The sequence below is a fragment of the Pseudomonas sp. LB1P83 genome, from assembly GCF_054897885.1.
In genome coordinates this window covers 3135596-3153407 of record NZ_CM142709.1, presented here as the reverse complement: position 1 = coordinate 3153407, position 17812 = coordinate 3135596, and the positions used below count along the sequence as shown (strand labels likewise).

Sequence of the window (17812 nt, the reverse complement as noted above, 5' to 3'; positions counted from 1 at the left end):
TCATTTCAACGCCGGATCCCCCATGTTCATTTTCTTCCAGCCTTGCAACAGCACCTGCGCCTTCGGTTCCTGCCCGTTATCCAGGTAGTACTGAATCAGCGACAACCGCGCATTGCGATTGGCGGGCTGCACTTTCAACAACCGCTCCAGCTCTTCGCAAGCCTCATCGACCTTGCCGCTGTCGTGCAACGCCACGGCCAGCACGTAGCCGTATTGGGCGTTCTGCGGTTCCAGTTGCGCGGCTTTGCGCAGGGCCGGCATGGCCTGGGCGGATTTGCCCGCACGCACCAGCGACAAGCCTTGGGTGTGTTGCAACAGGGCGGCGTCCGGGTGTTCTTTCAGGCTCTGCGCCAACCGTGTCTGCGCCTCTTGAACGCGTCCATTGGCTTCCAGCCATTGCACCAGCGTCACCAGCGCCGGGTAGAAATCGGGATCACGCTTGAGCGCAGTACGCAGCAGCGATTCGACTTCGCCATTGCGACCGCTGGCCTGATAGAGCATCGCCAGGTTGAGGTTGGCCTCGGCGCGCTCGGCCAGACTGATCTGCACCGCTTCGTACTCGGCAATCGCCGCATTCCAGTTCGCCTGGGCATTGCCCAAGCCATTGCGGGCCACGCTCAGCAGATCCCGGGCCGCAACGATCCGCACAGCCTTCACCGGATCGCCCAGCAACGGCGTCAGCAGCGGCGCACGCTCCGGTGGCGGCAGGAACGCGCTGATCGCCCGCACCGCGCTTTCACGCACTTGCGGTGCCGGGTGGCTCAAGTCCTTGGTCGCGAGTTTCAAGGCCTGCTCGCTCGGGTACAGCGGCAACTCTGCCAGCAACGTTGCACGCTGAATCGCTGGCAAGTTGTTGCGCTGCAGTTGCTCATACAAGGCTTGCGCGGCGCCGGGCTGACCGTTGCGAATCAGCCACAGGCTTTCATCATAACGTGGCGCCTGCGCGGTGCTGGCAGTGTTCCACAGCTTGAATTGCTCGGTGACCTTGTCGCCGGCGTTGCCCTGGTGACAGGTCAGGCAGGCGTCCGGGGTGCCAAGCTTTTTCGCCCGTTCCGGGTTGGGAATACTGAAGCTGTGGTCATGCCGGAAGTCGTTGCCCATGTAGAACTTGCCGGGCATGTGGCAATCCACGCATTGCGAGCCGGGCTGGCCCATGGTGTGGCGGGTGTGTTCGATGGAGTCGTAGTTCTTCGCTTGCAAACCCTTGCCGTCGACGCCTGCCACCGAGGTCTTGCCCGCGGTGTTGTGGCATTGCAGGCAAACGCCGTTGCCCGGGGCCTTGAGTTCGGTGCTGTGGGGGTTGTGGCAGTTGCTGCAACGCACGCCTTTGTCGAACATTTTGCTTTGGGCGAAGGAGCCGTGCTCGAACACTTCATCCTTGATCTTGCCGTCCAGCGCATACAACTCGCGGGTGAGGGGACTCGGCAGATAGTCGTCCATCAAACGTTTGCCAACGGTGAAGCCGTCGTCCAGTGGTGCGCGGCGCGAATGGCAGCGGGCACAGGTTTCGATTTCGACCGTAGCGTCCTTGTCCTTGAGGTCGACCGCAAAACCGGCATGAATCAGATCGCCTTTTTTCGCCGTCCATTCCAGGTGATTGGACGCAGGACCGTGGCACGCCTGACAACCGACACCGAGGCTGTTCCATTGACTGTCGAAGGTGTTTTTCGCCGCATCGAAATTACGCTTGAAGCCGGTGGTGTGGCACTCGACGCACATGAAGTTGGCATTCTGGCTCGGCTTGCTCCAGTGCAGCGGGTTCTTGAAGTTCACGCCCTGGCCCGGATAGAGGTGGAACCAGCGGTTTTTCTCGGTATCCCAGGCCACACCCAATGCTTGCAAGCGACCTTCGCCAACCTCGATCAGGTATTGCTGCAACGGCGCGATGCCAAAGGTGTAGGCCACTTTGAAGTCGGCATTCTTGCCGTCAATACCGGGCGTGGTGACCCAGAACCCGCCGTCCTTGCGCGAGAAACGGGTGGTTTCGTTTTCCGCTTTGAACGTGACGTTATTGAAGTCGCCCAACATTGTCTCGGCGTTGGCTTCCTGCATCGCCAATTGGTGATGGGAGCCTTGCCAATCCTTCATCTGTTCGCTGTGGCAGCCCTGGCATTGTTGCTCGTCGACCATTTTCGCCGGTGCCACAACGACCGGTTGCGGTTTGGCCGGCTGAACGGTCGGGGTGCTGACGGGCACGGGTTTGATCGGCGCTGGCGTGCTGCTAAACAGAAACCAGCCGATCGCCGCCACGGCCACCAGCAATACGCCGATGGTGACGGGAAACAGGTAACGGTGAATCAGGGTCGGTGGCGAATCAGGGTTTGGGGTGGCTGCTTTATTTTTAGGGTTCGGCATTGCGACTTCCGTAGTCCAGGTGCGTTTGCCGTCAGGCGCGCGTTCAAGCTCGGTGCAGCTTTGCCGGATGATCGGCGTCTGTCAAATGACCGTTGTGAGCGAGCCCGCGCGTTAGATGAATATTGTGCTTTTTGAATACGAAACGCTGTGTGTTGGCTATACCTGTAATTCCCCTATGCAATACCGTTGTCGGCCTTCTGACAGGAGTTACAGCATGAAGCTAGCGTTAATGATGGGCACGTTGTGCATCGCCTCGATCGGGGTGGTGGGTTGCGCCAGCAAAGTCGTTGAGCCGGACCAGTATTCAGGCTTTCTCAAGGACTATAGCCAGCTCAAGGAAGCCAAGTCGCCATCGGGCGCAACGGTGATGCGCTGGATCGATCCGAAACTCGACATCAGTCAATACACCAGTGTCTACATTGAGCCGACCCAGCTCTATCCCAAGCCGCAACCGACCGTGAAAATCCCCCAGGCTACCCTCAACGGCATCACCGGTTACTACGACCAGGCACTGAAGCGTGAAATTGGTAAATCCTTGCCTCTGGCCGCAGGTCCCGGCCCGGGCGTGATTGTGGTGCGTGCCGCGATTACGGCGGTGAGCAGCAAGACGGAAGGGTTGAAACCTTATGAAGTGATCCCGATTGCACTGGTGGCTGCGGCGGTGAGCACGGCCAGTGGTATTCGTGATCAGGAGACCGATCTGGCCACCGAAGCGGTGTTCCTCGATGGCGCCAACAATCACGTTTTGGCCCAGGTCGTGCGCAAGGGCACCGGCAAGCCACTGGAAAACGAGTCTCAGGTGATGAAGGCCGATGACGTGAAAGGCGTGATTGATGGTTGGGCGTCGGATTTGCATCAGTCGTATCTGAAGCTTAAGTCCAAGTGATGTGTTGGAGCTGATGGCACCATCGCGAGCAAGCCTCGCTCCTACGGTATTGAGTCGTTCGTCAATTTTATGAACGACCTGATCCTGTAGGAGCGAGGCTCGCCCGCGAAGGCGGCCTCAAGAACAACACATCACTCAATACTCAGCCCGCGCCAACTGGTTGTAATGACTGATCAGCGAATCATAACCACGCGTCACCGCATAAAAATCATCGCTCAATCGCTGCGGTTCGGCTTTGTTCTGCCAATCCTTGTGCAAGGTGTTCAACGCGGTCAGATACTTCTTCGTCGGCCTGGCAATGTGCGACCAGAGATAACCGGGTACTTCGTTGCGTTTTTGCGTTTCCGGCAATTGATGTTGGATAAACTGCTGCCGGTAATCCCAGGCCAATTGCAGTTCAGCGGTGGTTTTAGCCAGTGCCTGCGGCGTCAGGGTTCGATTTTTCACGCCCTCGGTGACAAGGTTCAGCGTGTCTCTGGCCTGGATCATGTAAGCCAGCAAATACCAGTGAATGTCCTTGCCCAGACGTGCTTCGATCAGATTGAGTTGCTCGCGCCGTTGTTCAAGGTCCAGCGATTCAACCTGCTGTCTCAGTAACGTTGACGCCGTGAGGTAGTCCTCGGCCCTGGATCTGAATTGATCGGCAAAGGCGGGCTGCACCTCACTGATGGCGGTCGAAAAACGCGCCTGTCGGTAAAAGGTGATTTGCTGCGTAAGGGGCGTCACTTGCTGTAATGCCTGGGCGTAGGCATCGGCTTTCAACACCAGCGCTGGGTCGTATTTCAGCAGTTTGAGTTTTTCGCTGATTGTCGGCGAACAGATATCCCGTTGGATGCCGGGCGCGTCACTGGCACCGTTGTCGTCGAAATCATGCTGGTTGGTGATCCAGTCCAGCACCGGTTCCGCGGGTTGTTTTGGCGATTTGTACAGTTCGTAGGCCACCCGCCAATGCACATCGACCCGGTTGATGCAGTCGATCACCGGGCTCAGGGCATTGGCCTGCGCGGTGAGCGGTGCGTCGTGTTGATCCAGCCACAAGTCGATGCGGGCGATGAATTTCGAAGAGCCGGCCAGCCCCATCAGGATCAGCATCACGATGGTCGCCACCGGGAACAGCCATTTCGGGTTCATGGCTGTTTCTCCTGGCCGTACCACTGCTCAACGGTGGCCGGTGCGTTGCATTCGCTGGCGGTGACGGGCATGCGGCTGCACAAGCGTTCGGCCCACTGTTGCAGGCCTTGGTTGCGGTTGACCGTACCTTGGCTTGAGATCACTTTGAACACGCCGAGTATTAACACCAGCACCAAAATGCCCGCACCCATCAGGCAGCGCTTGAGCAAGAGGCTGGCGTGTTGCCAGGAAACGTGCGGGTTGACCTCCCACCGGCGTATAAGTCCGACACTCGCCAGTGTGGTGACGTAAACGATGCTGCCGACCAAGCCATACACGTTGCCAATGCCCACCGCCATTGCAATGCAGGGAATCAAGTCGCGCAGCACTCCAAACGGCAGGGGCTTGAGCGAGGGCGAAAGGCGCACACTCAATCGATCGTCCAGCAACCAAAAACGATGGGCGACGCGCCCCGTCAGCCAGTCGAGTACCCAACCGGCGACCGCGAAGATCACCGACCAGAACACAGCGACGCCGATCAATCCGCCCAGACGCGTGCCCAACGGCGCGAATTGAACAAAGGAGCCGACCAGACAGGCGAGGACAATTCCCAGGTACATCGGCCAATTGTCGTGGATGTATTCCCAGTCACGCCAAAAGAACGGTGTGCCGCCCGGCAGATTGGCGCAGATGTCCGGGTGGTTGGCGTACAACGCAGAACTCAGGTTGCGGCATTGCACCCAGTCTTCGTCGCGCAAGCGACGGGCCAGGGCGCGGCGCTGACTGAATGTGCTCGGCGCCAACAGCAAGTGGGCGGCGCGATGCTCCGGCGTGGCGGCAGGTTGCGTGGCCAGCAGCTGTTGCCGGGCCAGAAATATCGGTGCTTCACGACGCTCGGCCAAGCGCTTGCGCTGTTGCGACAGCTCTACGATTAGCTCTTCGTCCAGTTCCAGTCGCTGCCAGAGACTGAACCAGCGAAAGGTTTCCATCGCCCATTCGAGCAGTGTTTCGGAGGTTTCGAAGTGTTCGACGCAATGCCTTAGCACGGCATCTTCCATGACATCCACCGCGCCATGTTCGACGGCGATGGCATGACGTCGTTCGAGCTCGACACGGCTGACACCGTCCAGCGAACGGGTGACCAGTTGCAGCGTGTCGACTTCAACGACCGACAGTCCGGTCAGGTCCCACGAGGTATCGTCGCTTGAGTCATCCTCGCGCAAGTGCTCCCATTCTTTGATGCTCAGCGCGTGTTCATAAGCCTCACGCAAACGCTGAAAGCCCTCAGGGTCTTCATCCGGGCGCGTCTGTTTGAGCAGGGTTGCGTATTGGCGTTTGATACTGCGCGTATCGGCATCGGCCGGGAGGCCAAGGATGGTCCAGCAACTCATTGCGTGTGCAACTCCATGAAAACCCGCGACGCGACAACTTCCCTGAAACCGGGGGGTGGTGGCAATTTGATTTTGCGCACCCTACCGGTTTCGCGTCGAAAAGTCCCCTGGTCTTACCTTCAGTCGCCGACAAACCAGCGGTAATACGGATTGCCGCCATCGCCGCGCATCACTTCGCGGATGTCCCTGGCCCAGGCGTCCCGGTCACCGTCATAGGCGTGCAGGCTTGCCCGATAGAACTGCATCAGTCGCTGCTGATGGACGTTCATGCGCTCGATGAACCCTGCGTCGGTATTCAACAACAACGGCGGCTGACGCAAGTCGAGCAAGGCCGGCAACACGCGACTGATTTCCTTGGCGCGCACCCACGGTGCGTATTCGATGCGCGGTTGATCGTCGGTCACAGGCAGTGCATCGCCAGCGAAACGCTCCAGCCCGGCGCGATCGGTCACCCAGGTCGCCAACAAGGCGGCGGCCGAACCGATGCCGACGTCCTGCAGGGTGCTGCGCACGGTGTCTTGCTGGAAGCGCTGGCTGATTTTCCCGACATCCAGTTCGATCGGTTCCATCGAGCCCACCAGCAGCATTTCGTGGAATTCGCTGGTCCACAGCGTCGCGTAGGGGAACACATCGAGGAAGCTGCGCACCAGCGAGCGCGAATCGTCGATGTTCTGGGTCGGCAACGGCAGCCATTGGGCGACCAGGCCTTTTTTCTCAAGGCGGCTGGCGGCCAACTGGTAGAAGTCTCGCGAATACAGATTCACCACGCCGGCAGCGGAGGGCGGAGGCGGTTCGAGGGTGATCAGGTCGTAAAGCTGCGCGCTGCGCAGCAGTTCCTGACGACCATCACGCAGGCGGACGTCGACTGCCGGATCGGTAGCGGCATTGAAATTACCCTTGAACAATGGCGCAGCTTTCACTACCGAAGGCAGCAATTCCGCGACGACGCGATGTTCAAGCCCTGGATATCGGGTCAGGGCGCCCGCGGTGATGCCCGTGCCAAAACCGATGACCAGCGCCGAGCGTGGTTCGCCGTTATGGATCAGCAGCGGCAACAGGGCCTGGATGCGCATGTAGCGCAGCGATGGCATGGCGTCACCGGTGTTGGAAACGCCCTGGATATATAGACGCTGGAACATCTTTTGTCCCTTGCCCTGAGTGACCACGGCCACGGTCCCGCCGCGTCCTTCTTCGTAGAACGCCAGCGTACCGTTGCGTGCACCGGGCAGCAGGTTGGCGAGCTTGCTCACCGGGGTAAAAACCGCCACCACAATCGACAACAGGGCGATGGCAACCACCGCCTGACGCCGGCCTTTCTTCACGTGATGGCCCTTGCGCACCGCGAGATAGCCTATCCCCGCAGCAACAATCGCCAATAGCCCCAAGGTGCGCACCAACCCCAGCAACGGGATCAGCAGGAATCCGCAGAGCATCACCCCGATGATCCCGCCCAAGGTGTTGAACGCAACCACGGCGCCGACATCCCGGCCAACTCGCTCACGGCCGACGCTCAGGCGCAAAGCCAGTGGAAAGGCAGCGCCCAGCAGCAGCGTCGGCACGAACACGATGCTCAGCGCCGCCACGGCAAACCGTGCGCTCATGCCCAGCAGTTCGCTGCCGCCCATGGCCAGCGCAAGGGTTTCGGCCTGGGATTGCAAAAACACCAGCCAGCGTCCGAGAAAGGCGACTTCCAGCAATGCAATCAGGCCGGCTCCGGCAATCAACAAGCCGAACACGCCCCAGGGATCGCGAATGCGATCAACCCGGCGAGCCAGCAATGCGCTGCCCAGGAACAGCCCGGTGAGGTACGTCGCCAGCACCACGGCAAAGGCGTAGGTGCGGGTGCTCATGAATTGCACGATGGACTGTGACCAGACCACTTCGTAACCCAGCGCCACACCGCCGGCAACGGAGTACAGCCACAGCGCCAGGCGATCCGGGGCTTTCGCTGCCGAATGTTTCACCGGGGCATCGATCGGTGCCAGGCGCTGGCGTTGAAACCACAGCGCACCCGCTGCAGCCAGCAAGTTCAGCATCGCCGCTACCAAGGCGCTTCCGCGCACGCCGAGGGTGGCGATCAGCACGAACGCGGCGAGCAGGGTGCCGGCAATCGCCCCGGCGGTGTTCGCGGCATAGAGTTGGCCGCCAGCCTTGCCCGATTGTTGCGGATCAGCGGCCAATGAGCGAACCAGCACCGGCAGGGTGCCGCCCATCAGCAGCGCCGGAATACCGACCAGCGCAAACGGCAATACCCACGCTGCCAGGCCAATGTGCTGTTCCAGCCAGGCGAAGGGGCTGGCGGCGAGGCTCATGGCGAAGGTCGCGCCGACACCCAGCACGGCTACCAACACTTCCAGCCCGGCATACAACAACACCGGCCGCTGCAAGCGATCCGCCCAACGCCCGAACAGCAAGCCGCCCAAGGCCAGCCCGGCAAAAAACGCACTGATGCCGGTGGTGATCGCATACACCTCGACGCCGACCACCAGCGACAACTGCTTGATCCACAGCACCTGATACACCAGCGCGGCGGCGCCGGAGACGAACAGCAACAGCGCGGGGATCAGCAGCGCCGGGGACGCGGCGGCTTGGGGGGCGGGTAGGGCCGACGACTTGCTGGCGACACGTGAGGACATTGCGGATTGCCTTGTGCTGAACCTGAAATGGATATGTTTCGTCGGTAAACACAAACCCTTGTAGCAGCTGCCGAAGGCTCGGGCCGCGTTCGGACGTTCGAGGACGAAGTCCTCGTCAATCATGCGCCGCAATATGTCTGGCACAACCAGTCGCTCGGGTTTACGACTGCTGCGCAGCCGGACGCAGCCTTCGGCAGCTGCTACAGGGAATGTGTTCACCGAAATAGGGCCGCTCGCCGGTGAGGGCGAGCGGCAGTCAAACGGTTTTACTGTGCAGGCTGATTTTTCATTTTTTCCGCGATCTTCGCATCCACCGCAGCACGGATCTGGTCAATGCTGAAGCTGGCCGGTTTCTGGCTTGGCGGATACTCGATGAACGTCTGCAGGAACGCCGCTGATTTTCCGACCGCAACGCTTGCCAGGTAGACGTTTTTGGTTGCCCAATCGTAATACTGATCGGAGACCACGTCGGCGCGTTCATACGGGTCCATCCTCAGGTTGAGGATCTTCGGCACTCGCAGGCATACGAACGGTTCGCTCCAGACCTTGAAGCCGCCTGGTGCCCGTTGTTCGCAGAATACGGCTTTCCAGTTGTCGAAACGCATCGACACCAGCACGCCGTCATCGTTGAAGTAGTAGAACTCCTTGCGCTCGCCTTTAGGCTGTTGGCCGGTCAGGTAAGGCAGTTGGTTGTAGCCGTCCAGGTGCACTTTGAAGTTGTTGCCGCCAGAAGTCGGCGCCCAGCCTTTGAGCAGCTTGTCTTTGACTTGCGCATCGCCAGCCGCCGCGAGCAGGGTCGGGAACCAGTCCATACCCGAGAACATCTCGTTGGAGACTTCACCGGCCTTGACCTTGCCTGGCCAGCGAATCATCGCCGGAACCCGATAAGCGCCTTCCCAGTTGGAGTTCTTCTCGTTGCGGAACGGCGTGGTCGCCGCGTCCGGCCAGGAGAACTGGTTCGGCCCGTTGTCGGTGGTGTAGACGACGATGGTGTTGTCGGTGATTTTCAGGTCATCGAGGGTTTTCAGCAGTTTGCCGACGTCGCCGTCGTGCTCCAGCATGCCGTCCGCATATTCGTTGCCGGGCATGCCGCTCTGGCCCTTCATCGATTCGCGCACGTGGGTGAACAGGTGCATGCGGGTGGTGTTCATCCAGACGAAGAACGGTTTGTCCGCCTTCGCCTGTTTCTCGATGAAGGCTTGCGCAGCGGCCGTGGTTTCGTCGTCGATGGTTTCCATGCGCTTGGCAGTCAGCGCGCCGGTGTCTTCGATCTTGCCGTCGGCAAAGCTGTGGATTACGCCGCGCGGAGAGTTGGCTTTGACGAACTCGGCATCATCCTTCGGCCAGTACGGCCGTTCAGGTTCTTCCTCAGCGTTGAGGTGATAGAGGTTGCCGAAGAACTCGTCGAAACCGTGGTTGGTCGGCAGGTACTCGTCTCGGTCGCCCAGGTGGTTTTTGCCGAACTGACCCGTTGCGTAGCCCTGAGACTTGAGCGCCTGGGCGATAGTGATGTCACGTTTTTGCAGGCCGACCGGCGCACCCGGAATGCCGACTTTCGACAGGCCCGTACGCAGCGGCGTCTGACCGGTAATGAACGAGGAGCGTCCGGCCGTGCAGCTGTTCTCCGCGTAATAGTCGGTGAACATCATGCCTTCCTTGGCAATCCGGTCGATGTTCGGCGTCTTGTAGCCGACCACGCCCATGGAATAGGCACTGATGTTGGTCTGTCCGATGTCATCGCCGAAGATCACCAGAATGTTGGGTTTTTCAGCGGCCCCGGCTGTTGCCGAAATCGCCATGACCGAGGCTGCCACCAAGGCGAGTTTCGGTAGCCACTTGCGTATGCGAGTCATCTGACTTGCTCCTTTGCTCACTTGCGTCGCTCAAGCGCGACAAACGTTTATTGCAGTCCTGCGTTACGCTTTTTTAATGCACTTGCTCGGGAGTGGCGGTATCGAACGGATAGACCCGGCGCCACTCGGACGCCATGTCCACGATAGTCCAGCCACGGTTTTTTGCTTCGTCCAGGGCCTTGTCCAGGCGACCGATCTGGGATTGACGGTCATAGGCCCATTCGCGTTTGGCGTCGGTGTGATGCACCAGCCCCATGAATCGTTTGCCCGGTCCTGCGGCGGTCCACTGCAGCATTTGCAGATCGCCATCGGAGTTACCGAACGCCAGGATCGGCCGGCGCCCGATCACCGCGTCGATGCTTTCCGGTTTGCCCGGGCCGTCGTCGTTGTGCGCGAGTTTTGGCGTGCGCACGATCGAGGCTTTGCCGTCCTTGAACTCGAACGCGGTGACAAAAGTGGTGCCGATCACTTGTTCGGGCGGGATGCCGTAGACCTTCTCGGCAAAGGCGCGCATGAACCCGGTGTCGCCTCCGGAAACGATGTAGGTCTTGAAGTCTTGACTGCGCAGGTAGTCGAGCATTTCCAGCATCGGCTGGAAGATCATCTCGGTGTACGGCTTACCGGTTTTGGGGTGTTTGGCCTGGCTCAGCCAGGTCTTGGCGTAGTCATCGAAGGCTTCGGTGGTCATGCCGGTGTGGGTGGCCCCGAAGATTTTCAGGAGGCCGTCCATGCCCGTGGCGGCCAGGGCCTGGTGATCGTTTTCCAGCACGGCTTTGAAGGGCTGGGTGGTTTTCCACTCCGGGTGCTGCGGTGCGGTGCGCTTGACCTCATCCAGCGCAAACAGCAACTCGAAGTACATCGGCTGTTCGCTCCACAAGGTGCCGTCATTGTCAAAGACGGCGATGCGGTCCTCGGGTTTGACGAAGTCCTTGCTGGACTGATCGGTGACTGCCTGGACGAACTCGATGATGGTTTTCTTCGATGGCCCGTCGTTCCACGAGGGCAAGGGTTCGGCTGCCAGCGCGAGCAGCGGCATGCTCAAGACCAGTGCAAACAATAGCTTCAGCCCGTGGCGCTGGCGGATCGATATCGGGTTCGTCATGGGAAGTCCTTCTCGTGTACGGGGTTGAGTGGGCGCAAGGCGTGAGCAGCAGGGAACGGTTTGTGTTCGGCCCGACTATGCAGCGTAGCCAAGGATTTCTTCAGTTGGTGCAGCGCCTCGTCTTCGCTTGATTGCTGGCTGTAACAGGCGCGCAAAAGATCTTGCAGGCGCGGGCCAAGGTTGCTCAGTTTCAGGCCCAGGCGGCTGCGTCTGGCCCAAAGGTAAAGGGCGCTCAGTTGTGCCGGTTTGCCATCGATCTGCGCCGGGATCTGCCGCCAGGCGTAGTCAGCGGATTCGAGCCAGGCGGCGTGTTGCGCGCGGCGCCTGGCTTGCCCGGCAAGGTAGGCACGCTGGACGAAAGGATGTGCAAACCAGCCGAGCAACGCCACGACCAACAGCAGCGCAGACAGCACCAGCCAGTGCCCGGAGAGATGCACGCGACTTTGCTGGCCAAGTTTTTTCAGGTCTTCGGTAATCGAGAACACGGGCTTGTAAGCACTGTTGGCGGCGGCGTTGAAGCTCACGGCCGGGACTTGGGCCGTGCGGGTTTGTTGGCTGCTGGTGTCCCACCATTTCAGCTCGATGGCCGGCAGGTTGTAGCGGCCTTCGCTGTCGATGCGGTAAGTGACGGTGTCGATGCGCTGGCCGCCGTTGAAGTTGCCACGGCCATCGTCCAGGTTGCTGATTTGCGGGCTCTTGGGGTAACGGCTAAGACCGCTCACATCACCCATCGACGGCGCCGGCAGCGACATGGCCATGGCATCGTCGGCCTGCAAGGTCAGTTGCCGGGTGATGCTGTCGCCGACCTTCAGCGGTGTTGTCGAGTTCACGACTTTTTGTGTGAATCGCAGCCCTTGCGCGACGAGCACCGGTTCGCCGGGATTGAATCCCGGCGGCTGTGCGGCGGTGAAGTGCAGTGGCTGGCTTTGGGCAATCAGCGGAGTGCTGGCCTGCCCGGGTGTTGCGCGGACGGTCAGCGCGGGGATGTCGAAGCCCTGAGCCAGATTCGGCGTGATTCGGTAGCTGTAACGCATGCCGTTGAAGGATTTGCCGTCCAGCGTCTGGTTGATGTGCTCGGCATGACCGTCCGGTGGCAAGACCAGCGCACCTGGCAGCTTCAGGTCGGGCAGGGCGGGGGCGTCGGTGAACCAGCTGTCGGTGAGGACATCGAGTTGGAGTTCGAGGATGCCGCCGACCATGACGGAGTTGGTGGGTTGCAGGCGGGTCTGGACTCGCAGTTCGGGTTCTGCGGCGAGGGTTGCTGTGGTGAATAGGCAGAGGAGTAGGGCTGTGAGTTTTGAGGTGATTGGGTGGACGCCATCGCGAGCAGGCTCACTCCTACAGGGGATTTGCGGCGCAAACAGATCCAATGTGGGAGCCAGCCTGCTGGCGATGGCCACGACTCGGTTCATGGTCTGTTCCCCGCCTGATCCTGCAAACTGAATTTCTGCTTCAAGAACTTCGCCGGCGAAGTGCTCAGATTCTGCAACCACTGCTCATCCGAAGCCGCCTGCTCGGTCTCGACCGCTTTGCTCTGCCCCTTGCCCGGCGCCTTGTCCATTTTGATTTCGTCCGGTTTGACCTCGGGCGTATTCTGTTCAGCGCTTTCGGTGTCCTTTTGCAAGGCAACCGCCAGTGCCAGATTGGCTGTGGCCTCTGGAAACTGTGGCTGCAATTTCAACGCTTGCTGATACGCCGCAATGGCCTGATCAAACTTGAAGCGCCGCACATAAATATTGCCCAGGTAGAAATACGCCTGCGGCGTCTCCAGTCGCGCAAAACTGGCCAGCGCCAGGTCGAAATCGGCCGCGTTGTAGGCGGCGATGCCTTTCCAGTACGGGTCGACAAAATGCGCGGCGGCCTGGGGGAAGTGCTCGTGTTCGAAGGCCCAGCGGCCTTGCTGGTCGGGGGTGAAAAACGCATCGGTCAACGCGTTGGCCTCGGCCGGTGCCGGTTGAAAGCCGATGCCCAACGCCAGCAACAACCCGGCCATCCAGTTCAGGCTCCAGCCCTTGCGTACGCTGAGGAAGGCGAGCAGCAGCAACGGCCAGCACAGCCAGTAACCGGCGTCCTTCCAGTGCAATTCGCGCTGTTCATCGCTGGCACTCTGGAAATGCCGCTGGGCGTGCAACTCGACCCATTGCAGATCGTCGTCATTGAGGGTCAGGCTGCCCAGCGGCGCATCCACTGCTGAAGCCAGTTGCTTGAGCGCGGCCTGGTCGAAGCTGCCGAGCGCGGGGCGACCATTGCTGTCGGTGCGCGGCTGGCCGTTGGCGTCGCGGAGGATCCCGCCGTCCTCGCTGCCGACGGCGAGTATCAGCACTTGCAATGCGCTGTCGTCGAGTAGCTTGTCCAGCCCAGTGAGTTGCGAGGTGTCGGCACCGTCGGTGATCAACAGCAGCGTCCCCGGGGTTTTCTCGGCGACCAGCAGCCGTTTGGCCTGTTCGATGACCGCCCCCACGTTTTTTCCCTGCGTGGCGATCAGGTCGGTGCTCAACGCCTGGATGAAGGTGTCGAGCAGGGCGGGATCGTCGGTCGGCGGCAACACCAGGTGCGCGCTGCCGGCGTAGGCGATCAAGCCGCTGCGGGCACCGGCACGGCGCTGGATCAGGTCGTGCAGTTTGTGTTTGGCCGCTTCCAGCCGGCTCGGTGGCACGTCGCTGGCGTCCATCGAAGGCGAGAGGTCGATGGCGATGATCAGCGGCGCACGGTTTTCCAGGAAGTCCGGGCGGTCCTGTTCCCAGGTTGGGCCGGCGGCCGCGAGGGCGCCCAGAATCAACACCGCGCACACCAGATGTACGGGCCGAAAGCGCTGTTGATCCTGCGGCGTGATCAACAAATGCGGCAACAAGTGCTCGGCGATGTTGCTGCGCAGGCGCCGTTGCAGGTCGCGACTGCGCCGCCAAAGCATCGGCAGCAACGCGGCGAAGGGCACCAGCAACAGCCACAGCGGACGCAGTAAATGCAAGTCACTGAGATTGATCTCCATCTCAAGCCTCCTGCTGCTGACGCGCGAGTGTCAGGTGCGGACGGAGCAGGGCGCCCAAATGGTAGAGCGCAAGCACACCGATTGCAGCCCCCAGCGGCCACCAGAACAGGTCCTTTTTCGGCTGATGGCTAAGGGTTTTCACCTGATGCGGGGTGAGCTTGTCGAGCGTGCTGTAGACCTGATCCAGCGCATTACGGTCTTCAGCACGGAAGAACTTGCCGCCAGTGGCGTCGGCGATCTGCTGCAAGCCCTGCAGGTTGACCTTGGCTTCGCCCTCGGCCGTCGGGTCGCCGATGCCGATGGTGTGAATCACCACGCCTTTGGCGGCGGCCATGGTCGCCGCGTGATCCGGGGTGATCGCGCTGCTGGTGTCATTGCCATCGGTGAGCAGGATCAGCACTTTCTCTTGCTCGTGAGCCTGATCGAGCAGCTTGAGGCTCAGGCCAATCGCATCGCCGATTGCGGTGTTCGGACCGGCCATGCCGATACCGGTGTCGTCGAGCAACAGCGACAGACTGGCGTGATCCAGCGTCAGCGGCGCCTGGGGATACGCGCCGCTGCCGAACACGATCAGGCCCAGGCGATCTTCTTTACGTTTGTCGATAAAGCCATGCACCACTTCCTTGACCGCCGCCAGACGATTGATCTTCTGGCCACTGGCGTCGGTGAAGTCGGTAGTTTCCATCGATTGGGAGATGTCGATGGCCAGCATCAAGTCGCGCACCGGTTGCTGGCGTTCGATCGGTTTTTCGACGAACACCGGGCGCGCGGCGGCCAGCAGCACCAGCGCCCACACCAGCAGATTCAGGGCCAGCTGCCAGCGATTGCTGCGGGTCCCGGCCTGACTTGGCGCCTGACCGACGGCGCGGCTCATGGCGCCGAAAAACGGCACCCGCACGGCGCTGCGGGCTTCACGGTAATCGGGCAGGTAGCGGTAGCCCAGCCACGGCAGCGGCAAAAGGATCAGCAGCCAGGGGTAATCAAGCTGCCACATGATGATGCTCCACCCAGCGTTTGCAGGTATCGAACAGTTGCTGGCGTTTATCGCCGGGCAAGGCCAGCAATGCCGCATCGGGGGCATAGGCCAGTTGCGCCAGTTGCTGACTGAAATCAGCGGGCAATGGCTGAGAACTGTGCCGCGCCAGAAACGCCTGCCAATCCTCACCCCCAAGCGCCGCCACCCCCTGTAGGAGCGAGCGATGCGGCGATCCGACGTGCCCGCGAAGAACGATAACGCGGTCTCTCTGTGGGACCGAGGTGTCTGGTTCGCGGGCAAGCCTCGCTCCTACAGAGACGGGGATCGACAGGGCCACGCGTTTGAGCAGTTCAGGGAGTTCTCGCAAAGCGCCAAGTTGATCTTCGCTGCTTCGCAATTCAGCCAACCGCACCAACGCCTCCCGCCGATAGCGATCCCGTCGCCACTGCCAATACCGCCGCGCACCGACCAGCAAAACGGCAATCACCAACACCCCGAGCAACACCCACCATCCCCACGTCTGCGGCGCATAACTGACCGGGGCGGGCAAACCGATCTCTTTCAGCTGTTCGATACTCGGGATGTTCGGGTTCATCGCCGACCTCTGCCCAGTTCGGTGCGCAATTGTTCCTGGGCATCGGTTGCGGTGCTGAACATCATCAGCGGCACCTGACTGCGCCGCAGCAGGGTGGCGACATCCTTGAGCCGACCGCTGAGAAAATCCCCCAACGGCTGATGAACGCTGCGTTGCTCGACGGCCAGTTCCACCTGCAATTGGCCTTGGGTAATCAGCAGACGTCCGTTCTTCGGCAGGTTCAGCGCCAATGGGTCATACACCTGCATGGCGACCACGTCGTTGTGCGCGGCCAATTGGCGCATCAACTGCAAGGTGCGCTCACCGGCGCCGGCAAAGTCGCTGATGATGCAAATCAAATGATCGTGCCCGGCCACCGCCAGGCAATGCTGCAACACCTTGTCGAGCTGGTCTTCGCCCTCAGCGTCCGGGTTGGCGGCGTTGAGTTGCTGATTCTGCTCGGCAATCCGGCTGCACAACGCTTCAATGCGTTTACGGCTGCGCAGCGGGGCGATGCTGTCGATGCGTTGATCGTTGAACACCAGGCCGCCGACCCGATCTCCGGCGTTGAACACCATCCACGCCGCCAGTGCGCCCAGCTCCGCGGCGATGGCCGATTTGAAGCTGCGTTGCGAGCCGAAGAACATCGACATGCGCTGATCCACCAGGATCAAGGCCGGGCGGTCGCGCTCTTCGGTAAATGTGCGCACCACCGGTTTGCCGGTGCGCAGCGAGGCGCGCCAGTCCAGATGACGCAGATCGTCCCCCGGCTGATAACGACGCAGTTCATCAAAATTCAAACCACGGCCGCGCAGGCGCGAAGCATGGTTGCCGGCCAGAATGCTGCCCTGGGGCTGACGCGCCACAAAACTCAGGTCACGGGCCTTGAACTCCAGCGCCATCAACTGCGTTAACGAGACATAGACCAGACCGTCGGCACTCTTCATTTTCAACCTCAGGCGGGAATCGCCACTTTGTCGAGCAGGCGATCAAGCACCTGATCAGCCGTCACACCGTCCGCCACGGCGTCGTAACTCAGCTGCAAACGATGACGCAACACTGGATGCACCACCGTGCGGACGTTATCGGGTGAGACGAAGTCCTGCCCCTGCAACCAGGCATCGGCGCGGGCGCAACGGTCCAGGCCGATACCGCCCCGAGGACTGGCGCCGATGGTGATCCAGCGGCCCAGATCGGCGTCGTAGTCAGCGGGATGGCGGGTGGCATTGATCAGGTCGATCAGGTAACGGTCGATGGCCGGGGACACATGAATGGCGCTGACTTCGCGACGTGCGGCGAAGATCACCTCTTGAGACAGTGCAAAACCCTGCACCGCAGCCGTCTTGGCGCCCAACGCGAATTCTTCCTCACGCAACAGCCGCAACACCTGGCTCTCGTTTTCGGCGCTGGGGTAATCGAGCAAGACCTTCATCAGGAAGCGGTCCATCTGCGCTTCCGGCAGCGGGTAGGTGCCTTCCTGTTCGATCGGGTTTTGCGTCGCCACCACAATGAACAGCTCCGGCAGCACGTGGCTGTTGCCGGCTACAGTGATCTGGCGTTCTTCCATCGCCTCCAGCAATGCCGCCTGAACCTTGGCCGGGGCGCGGTTGATTTCATCCGCCAGAATCAGGTTGCCGAACAGCGGGCCGGGCTGGAACTGGATCTCGTTCTTGCCATCGATCTGGTGCAGGACTTCGGCACCGGTGATGTCCGACGGCAGCAAATCGGGGGTGAACTGGATGCGGCTCATCTTCGCGTCCAGGTGTTTGGCCAGCGCCTTGACCGTGCGAGTCTTGGCCAGGCCAGGCAGGCTTTCGAGCAACAAGTGCCCGTTGGCCAGCAGGCCGAGGAGAATCTGCCGGATCACTTGGTCCTGACCGAGCACCGCTTCGGCGATGCTGGCTTGCAGGGCGTTGAGGTCATTGAGTGCGGTCATGGAA

The 17812-nt window shown here is 60.9% G+C and carries 13 protein-coding genes; 1 reads left to right on the top strand and 12 read right to left on the bottom strand.

All coding sequences use genetic code 11. From position 1 onward, the window contains the following. A complete protein-coding gene (locus ACYZTY_RS14470) occupies nt 1-2355 on the bottom strand; it encodes a tetratricopeptide repeat protein (RefSeq protein ID WP_461959078.1) in 2355 nt (784 codons plus the stop codon). A 214-nt stretch (nt 2356-2569) separates the two neighbouring features. Here ACYZTY_RS14470 and ACYZTY_RS14465 point away from each other — a divergent pair, with 214 nt between their 5' ends. Continuing rightward, nucleotides 2570-3241, top strand: coding sequence for a DUF3313 domain-containing protein (locus ACYZTY_RS14465; RefSeq protein ID WP_461959077.1), 672 nt, complete (start codon nt 2570-2572; stop codon nt 3239-3241). Nucleotides 3242-3376: 135 nt separating this feature from the next. Here ACYZTY_RS14465 and ACYZTY_RS14460 read toward each other — a convergent pair whose 3' ends face one another. The 11 genes from ACYZTY_RS14460 to ACYZTY_RS14410 form a co-directional block, all read right to left on the bottom strand. Continuing rightward, a complete protein-coding gene (locus ACYZTY_RS14460) occupies nt 3377-4372 on the bottom strand; it encodes a DUF3829 domain-containing protein (RefSeq protein ID WP_461959076.1) in 996 nt (331 codons plus the stop codon). Further along, complete coding sequence (locus tag ACYZTY_RS14455; RefSeq protein ID WP_461959075.1) at nt 4369-5742, bottom strand: J domain-containing protein; 1374 nt, start codon at nt 5740-5742, stop codon at nt 4369-4371. The genes ACYZTY_RS14460 and ACYZTY_RS14455 overlap by 4 nt, the downstream gene beginning before the upstream one ends. A 119-nt stretch (nt 5743-5861) precedes the next feature. Then, complete coding sequence (locus tag ACYZTY_RS14450) at nt 5862-8378, bottom strand: fused MFS/spermidine synthase (protein ID WP_461959074.1); 2517 nt, start codon at nt 8376-8378, stop codon at nt 5862-5864. A gap of 266 nt (nt 8379-8644) precedes the next feature. Beyond that, entirely contained in the window at nt 8645-10231 is a 1587-nt protein-coding gene (locus ACYZTY_RS14445; RefSeq protein ID WP_461959073.1) for an arylsulfatase, read from the bottom strand. Between the two features lie 73 nt (nt 10232-10304). Further along, nucleotides 10305-11333, bottom strand: a complete 1029-nt coding sequence (locus tag ACYZTY_RS14440; RefSeq protein WP_461959072.1) for an HAD family hydrolase — start codon at nt 11331-11333, stop codon at nt 10305-10307. Next, complete coding sequence (locus ACYZTY_RS14435; protein WP_461959071.1) at nt 11330-12745, bottom strand: hypothetical protein; 1416 nt, start codon at nt 12743-12745, stop codon at nt 11330-11332. The genes ACYZTY_RS14440 and ACYZTY_RS14435 overlap by 4 nt, the downstream gene beginning before the upstream one ends. After that, nucleotides 12742-14322 carry a vWA domain-containing protein gene (locus ACYZTY_RS14430; RefSeq protein WP_461959070.1) on the bottom strand — a complete coding sequence of 527 codons (1581 nt, stop codon included), beginning with the start codon at nt 14320-14322 and terminating at the stop codon, nt 12742-12744. The genes ACYZTY_RS14435 and ACYZTY_RS14430 overlap by 4 nt, the downstream gene beginning before the upstream one ends. Before the next feature lies 1 nt (nt 14323). After that, nucleotides 14324-15316, bottom strand: a complete 993-nt coding sequence (locus ACYZTY_RS14425; RefSeq protein ID WP_461959069.1) for a vWA domain-containing protein — start codon at nt 15314-15316, stop codon at nt 14324-14326. Beyond that, complete coding sequence (locus tag ACYZTY_RS14420) at nt 15303-15893, bottom strand: DUF4381 domain-containing protein (RefSeq protein WP_461959068.1); 591 nt, start codon at nt 15891-15893, stop codon at nt 15303-15305. The genes ACYZTY_RS14425 and ACYZTY_RS14420 overlap by 14 nt, the downstream gene beginning before the upstream one ends. Continuing rightward, a complete protein-coding gene (locus tag ACYZTY_RS14415) occupies nt 15890-16819 on the bottom strand; it encodes a DUF58 domain-containing protein (RefSeq protein ID WP_461959067.1) in 930 nt (309 codons plus the stop codon). The genes ACYZTY_RS14420 and ACYZTY_RS14415 overlap by 4 nt, the downstream gene beginning before the upstream one ends. A gap of 8 nt (nt 16820-16827) precedes the next feature. Then, on the bottom strand, nt 16828-17808 hold the full coding sequence (locus ACYZTY_RS14410; RefSeq protein WP_461959066.1) for an AAA family ATPase: 981 nt from the start codon (nt 17806-17808) through the stop codon (nt 16828-16830). Between the last annotated feature and the right edge of the window lie 4 nt (nt 17809-17812).

Excerpts from the sequence above, each read along its gene's own strand:
- ACYZTY_RS14470 (WP_461959078.1), bottom strand. The coding sequence starts at position 2,355 with ATGCCGAACCCTAAAAATAAAGCAGCCACCCCAAACCCTGATTCGCCA.
- ACYZTY_RS14465 (WP_461959077.1), top strand. The coding sequence starts at position 2,570 with ATGAAGCTAGCGTTAATGATGGGCACGTTGTGCATCGCCTCGATCGGG.
- ACYZTY_RS14460 (WP_461959076.1), bottom strand. The coding sequence starts at position 4,372 with ATGAACCCGAAATGGCTGTTCCCGGTGGCGACCATCGTGATGCTGATC.
- ACYZTY_RS14455 (WP_461959075.1), bottom strand. The coding sequence starts at position 5,742 with ATGAGTTGCTGGACCATCCTTGGCCTCCCGGCCGATGCCGATACGCGC.
- ACYZTY_RS14450 (WP_461959074.1), bottom strand. The coding sequence starts at position 8,378 with ATGTCCTCACGTGTCGCCAGCAAGTCGTCGGCCCTACCCGCCCCCCAA.
- ACYZTY_RS14445 (WP_461959073.1), bottom strand. The coding sequence starts at position 10,231 with ATGACTCGCATACGCAAGTGGCTACCGAAACTCGCCTTGGTGGCAGCC.
- ACYZTY_RS14440 (WP_461959072.1), bottom strand. The coding sequence starts at position 11,333 with ATGACGAACCCGATATCGATCCGCCAGCGCCACGGGCTGAAGCTATTG.
- ACYZTY_RS14435 (WP_461959071.1), bottom strand. The coding sequence starts at position 12,745 with ATGAACCGAGTCGTGGCCATCGCCAGCAGGCTGGCTCCCACATTGGAT.
- ACYZTY_RS14430 (WP_461959070.1), bottom strand. The coding sequence starts at position 14,322 with ATGGAGATCAATCTCAGTGACTTGCATTTACTGCGTCCGCTGTGGCTG.
- ACYZTY_RS14425 (WP_461959069.1), bottom strand. The coding sequence starts at position 15,316 with ATGTGGCAGCTTGATTACCCCTGGCTGCTGATCCTTTTGCCGCTGCCG.
- ACYZTY_RS14420 (WP_461959068.1), bottom strand. The coding sequence starts at position 15,893 with ATGAACCCGAACATCCCGAGTATCGAACAGCTGAAAGAGATCGGTTTG.
- ACYZTY_RS14415 (WP_461959067.1), bottom strand. The coding sequence starts at position 16,819 with ATGAAGAGTGCCGACGGTCTGGTCTATGTCTCGTTAACGCAGTTGATG.
- ACYZTY_RS14410 (WP_461959066.1), bottom strand. The coding sequence starts at position 17,808 with ATGACCGCACTCAATGACCTCAACGCCCTGCAAGCCAGCATCGCCGAA.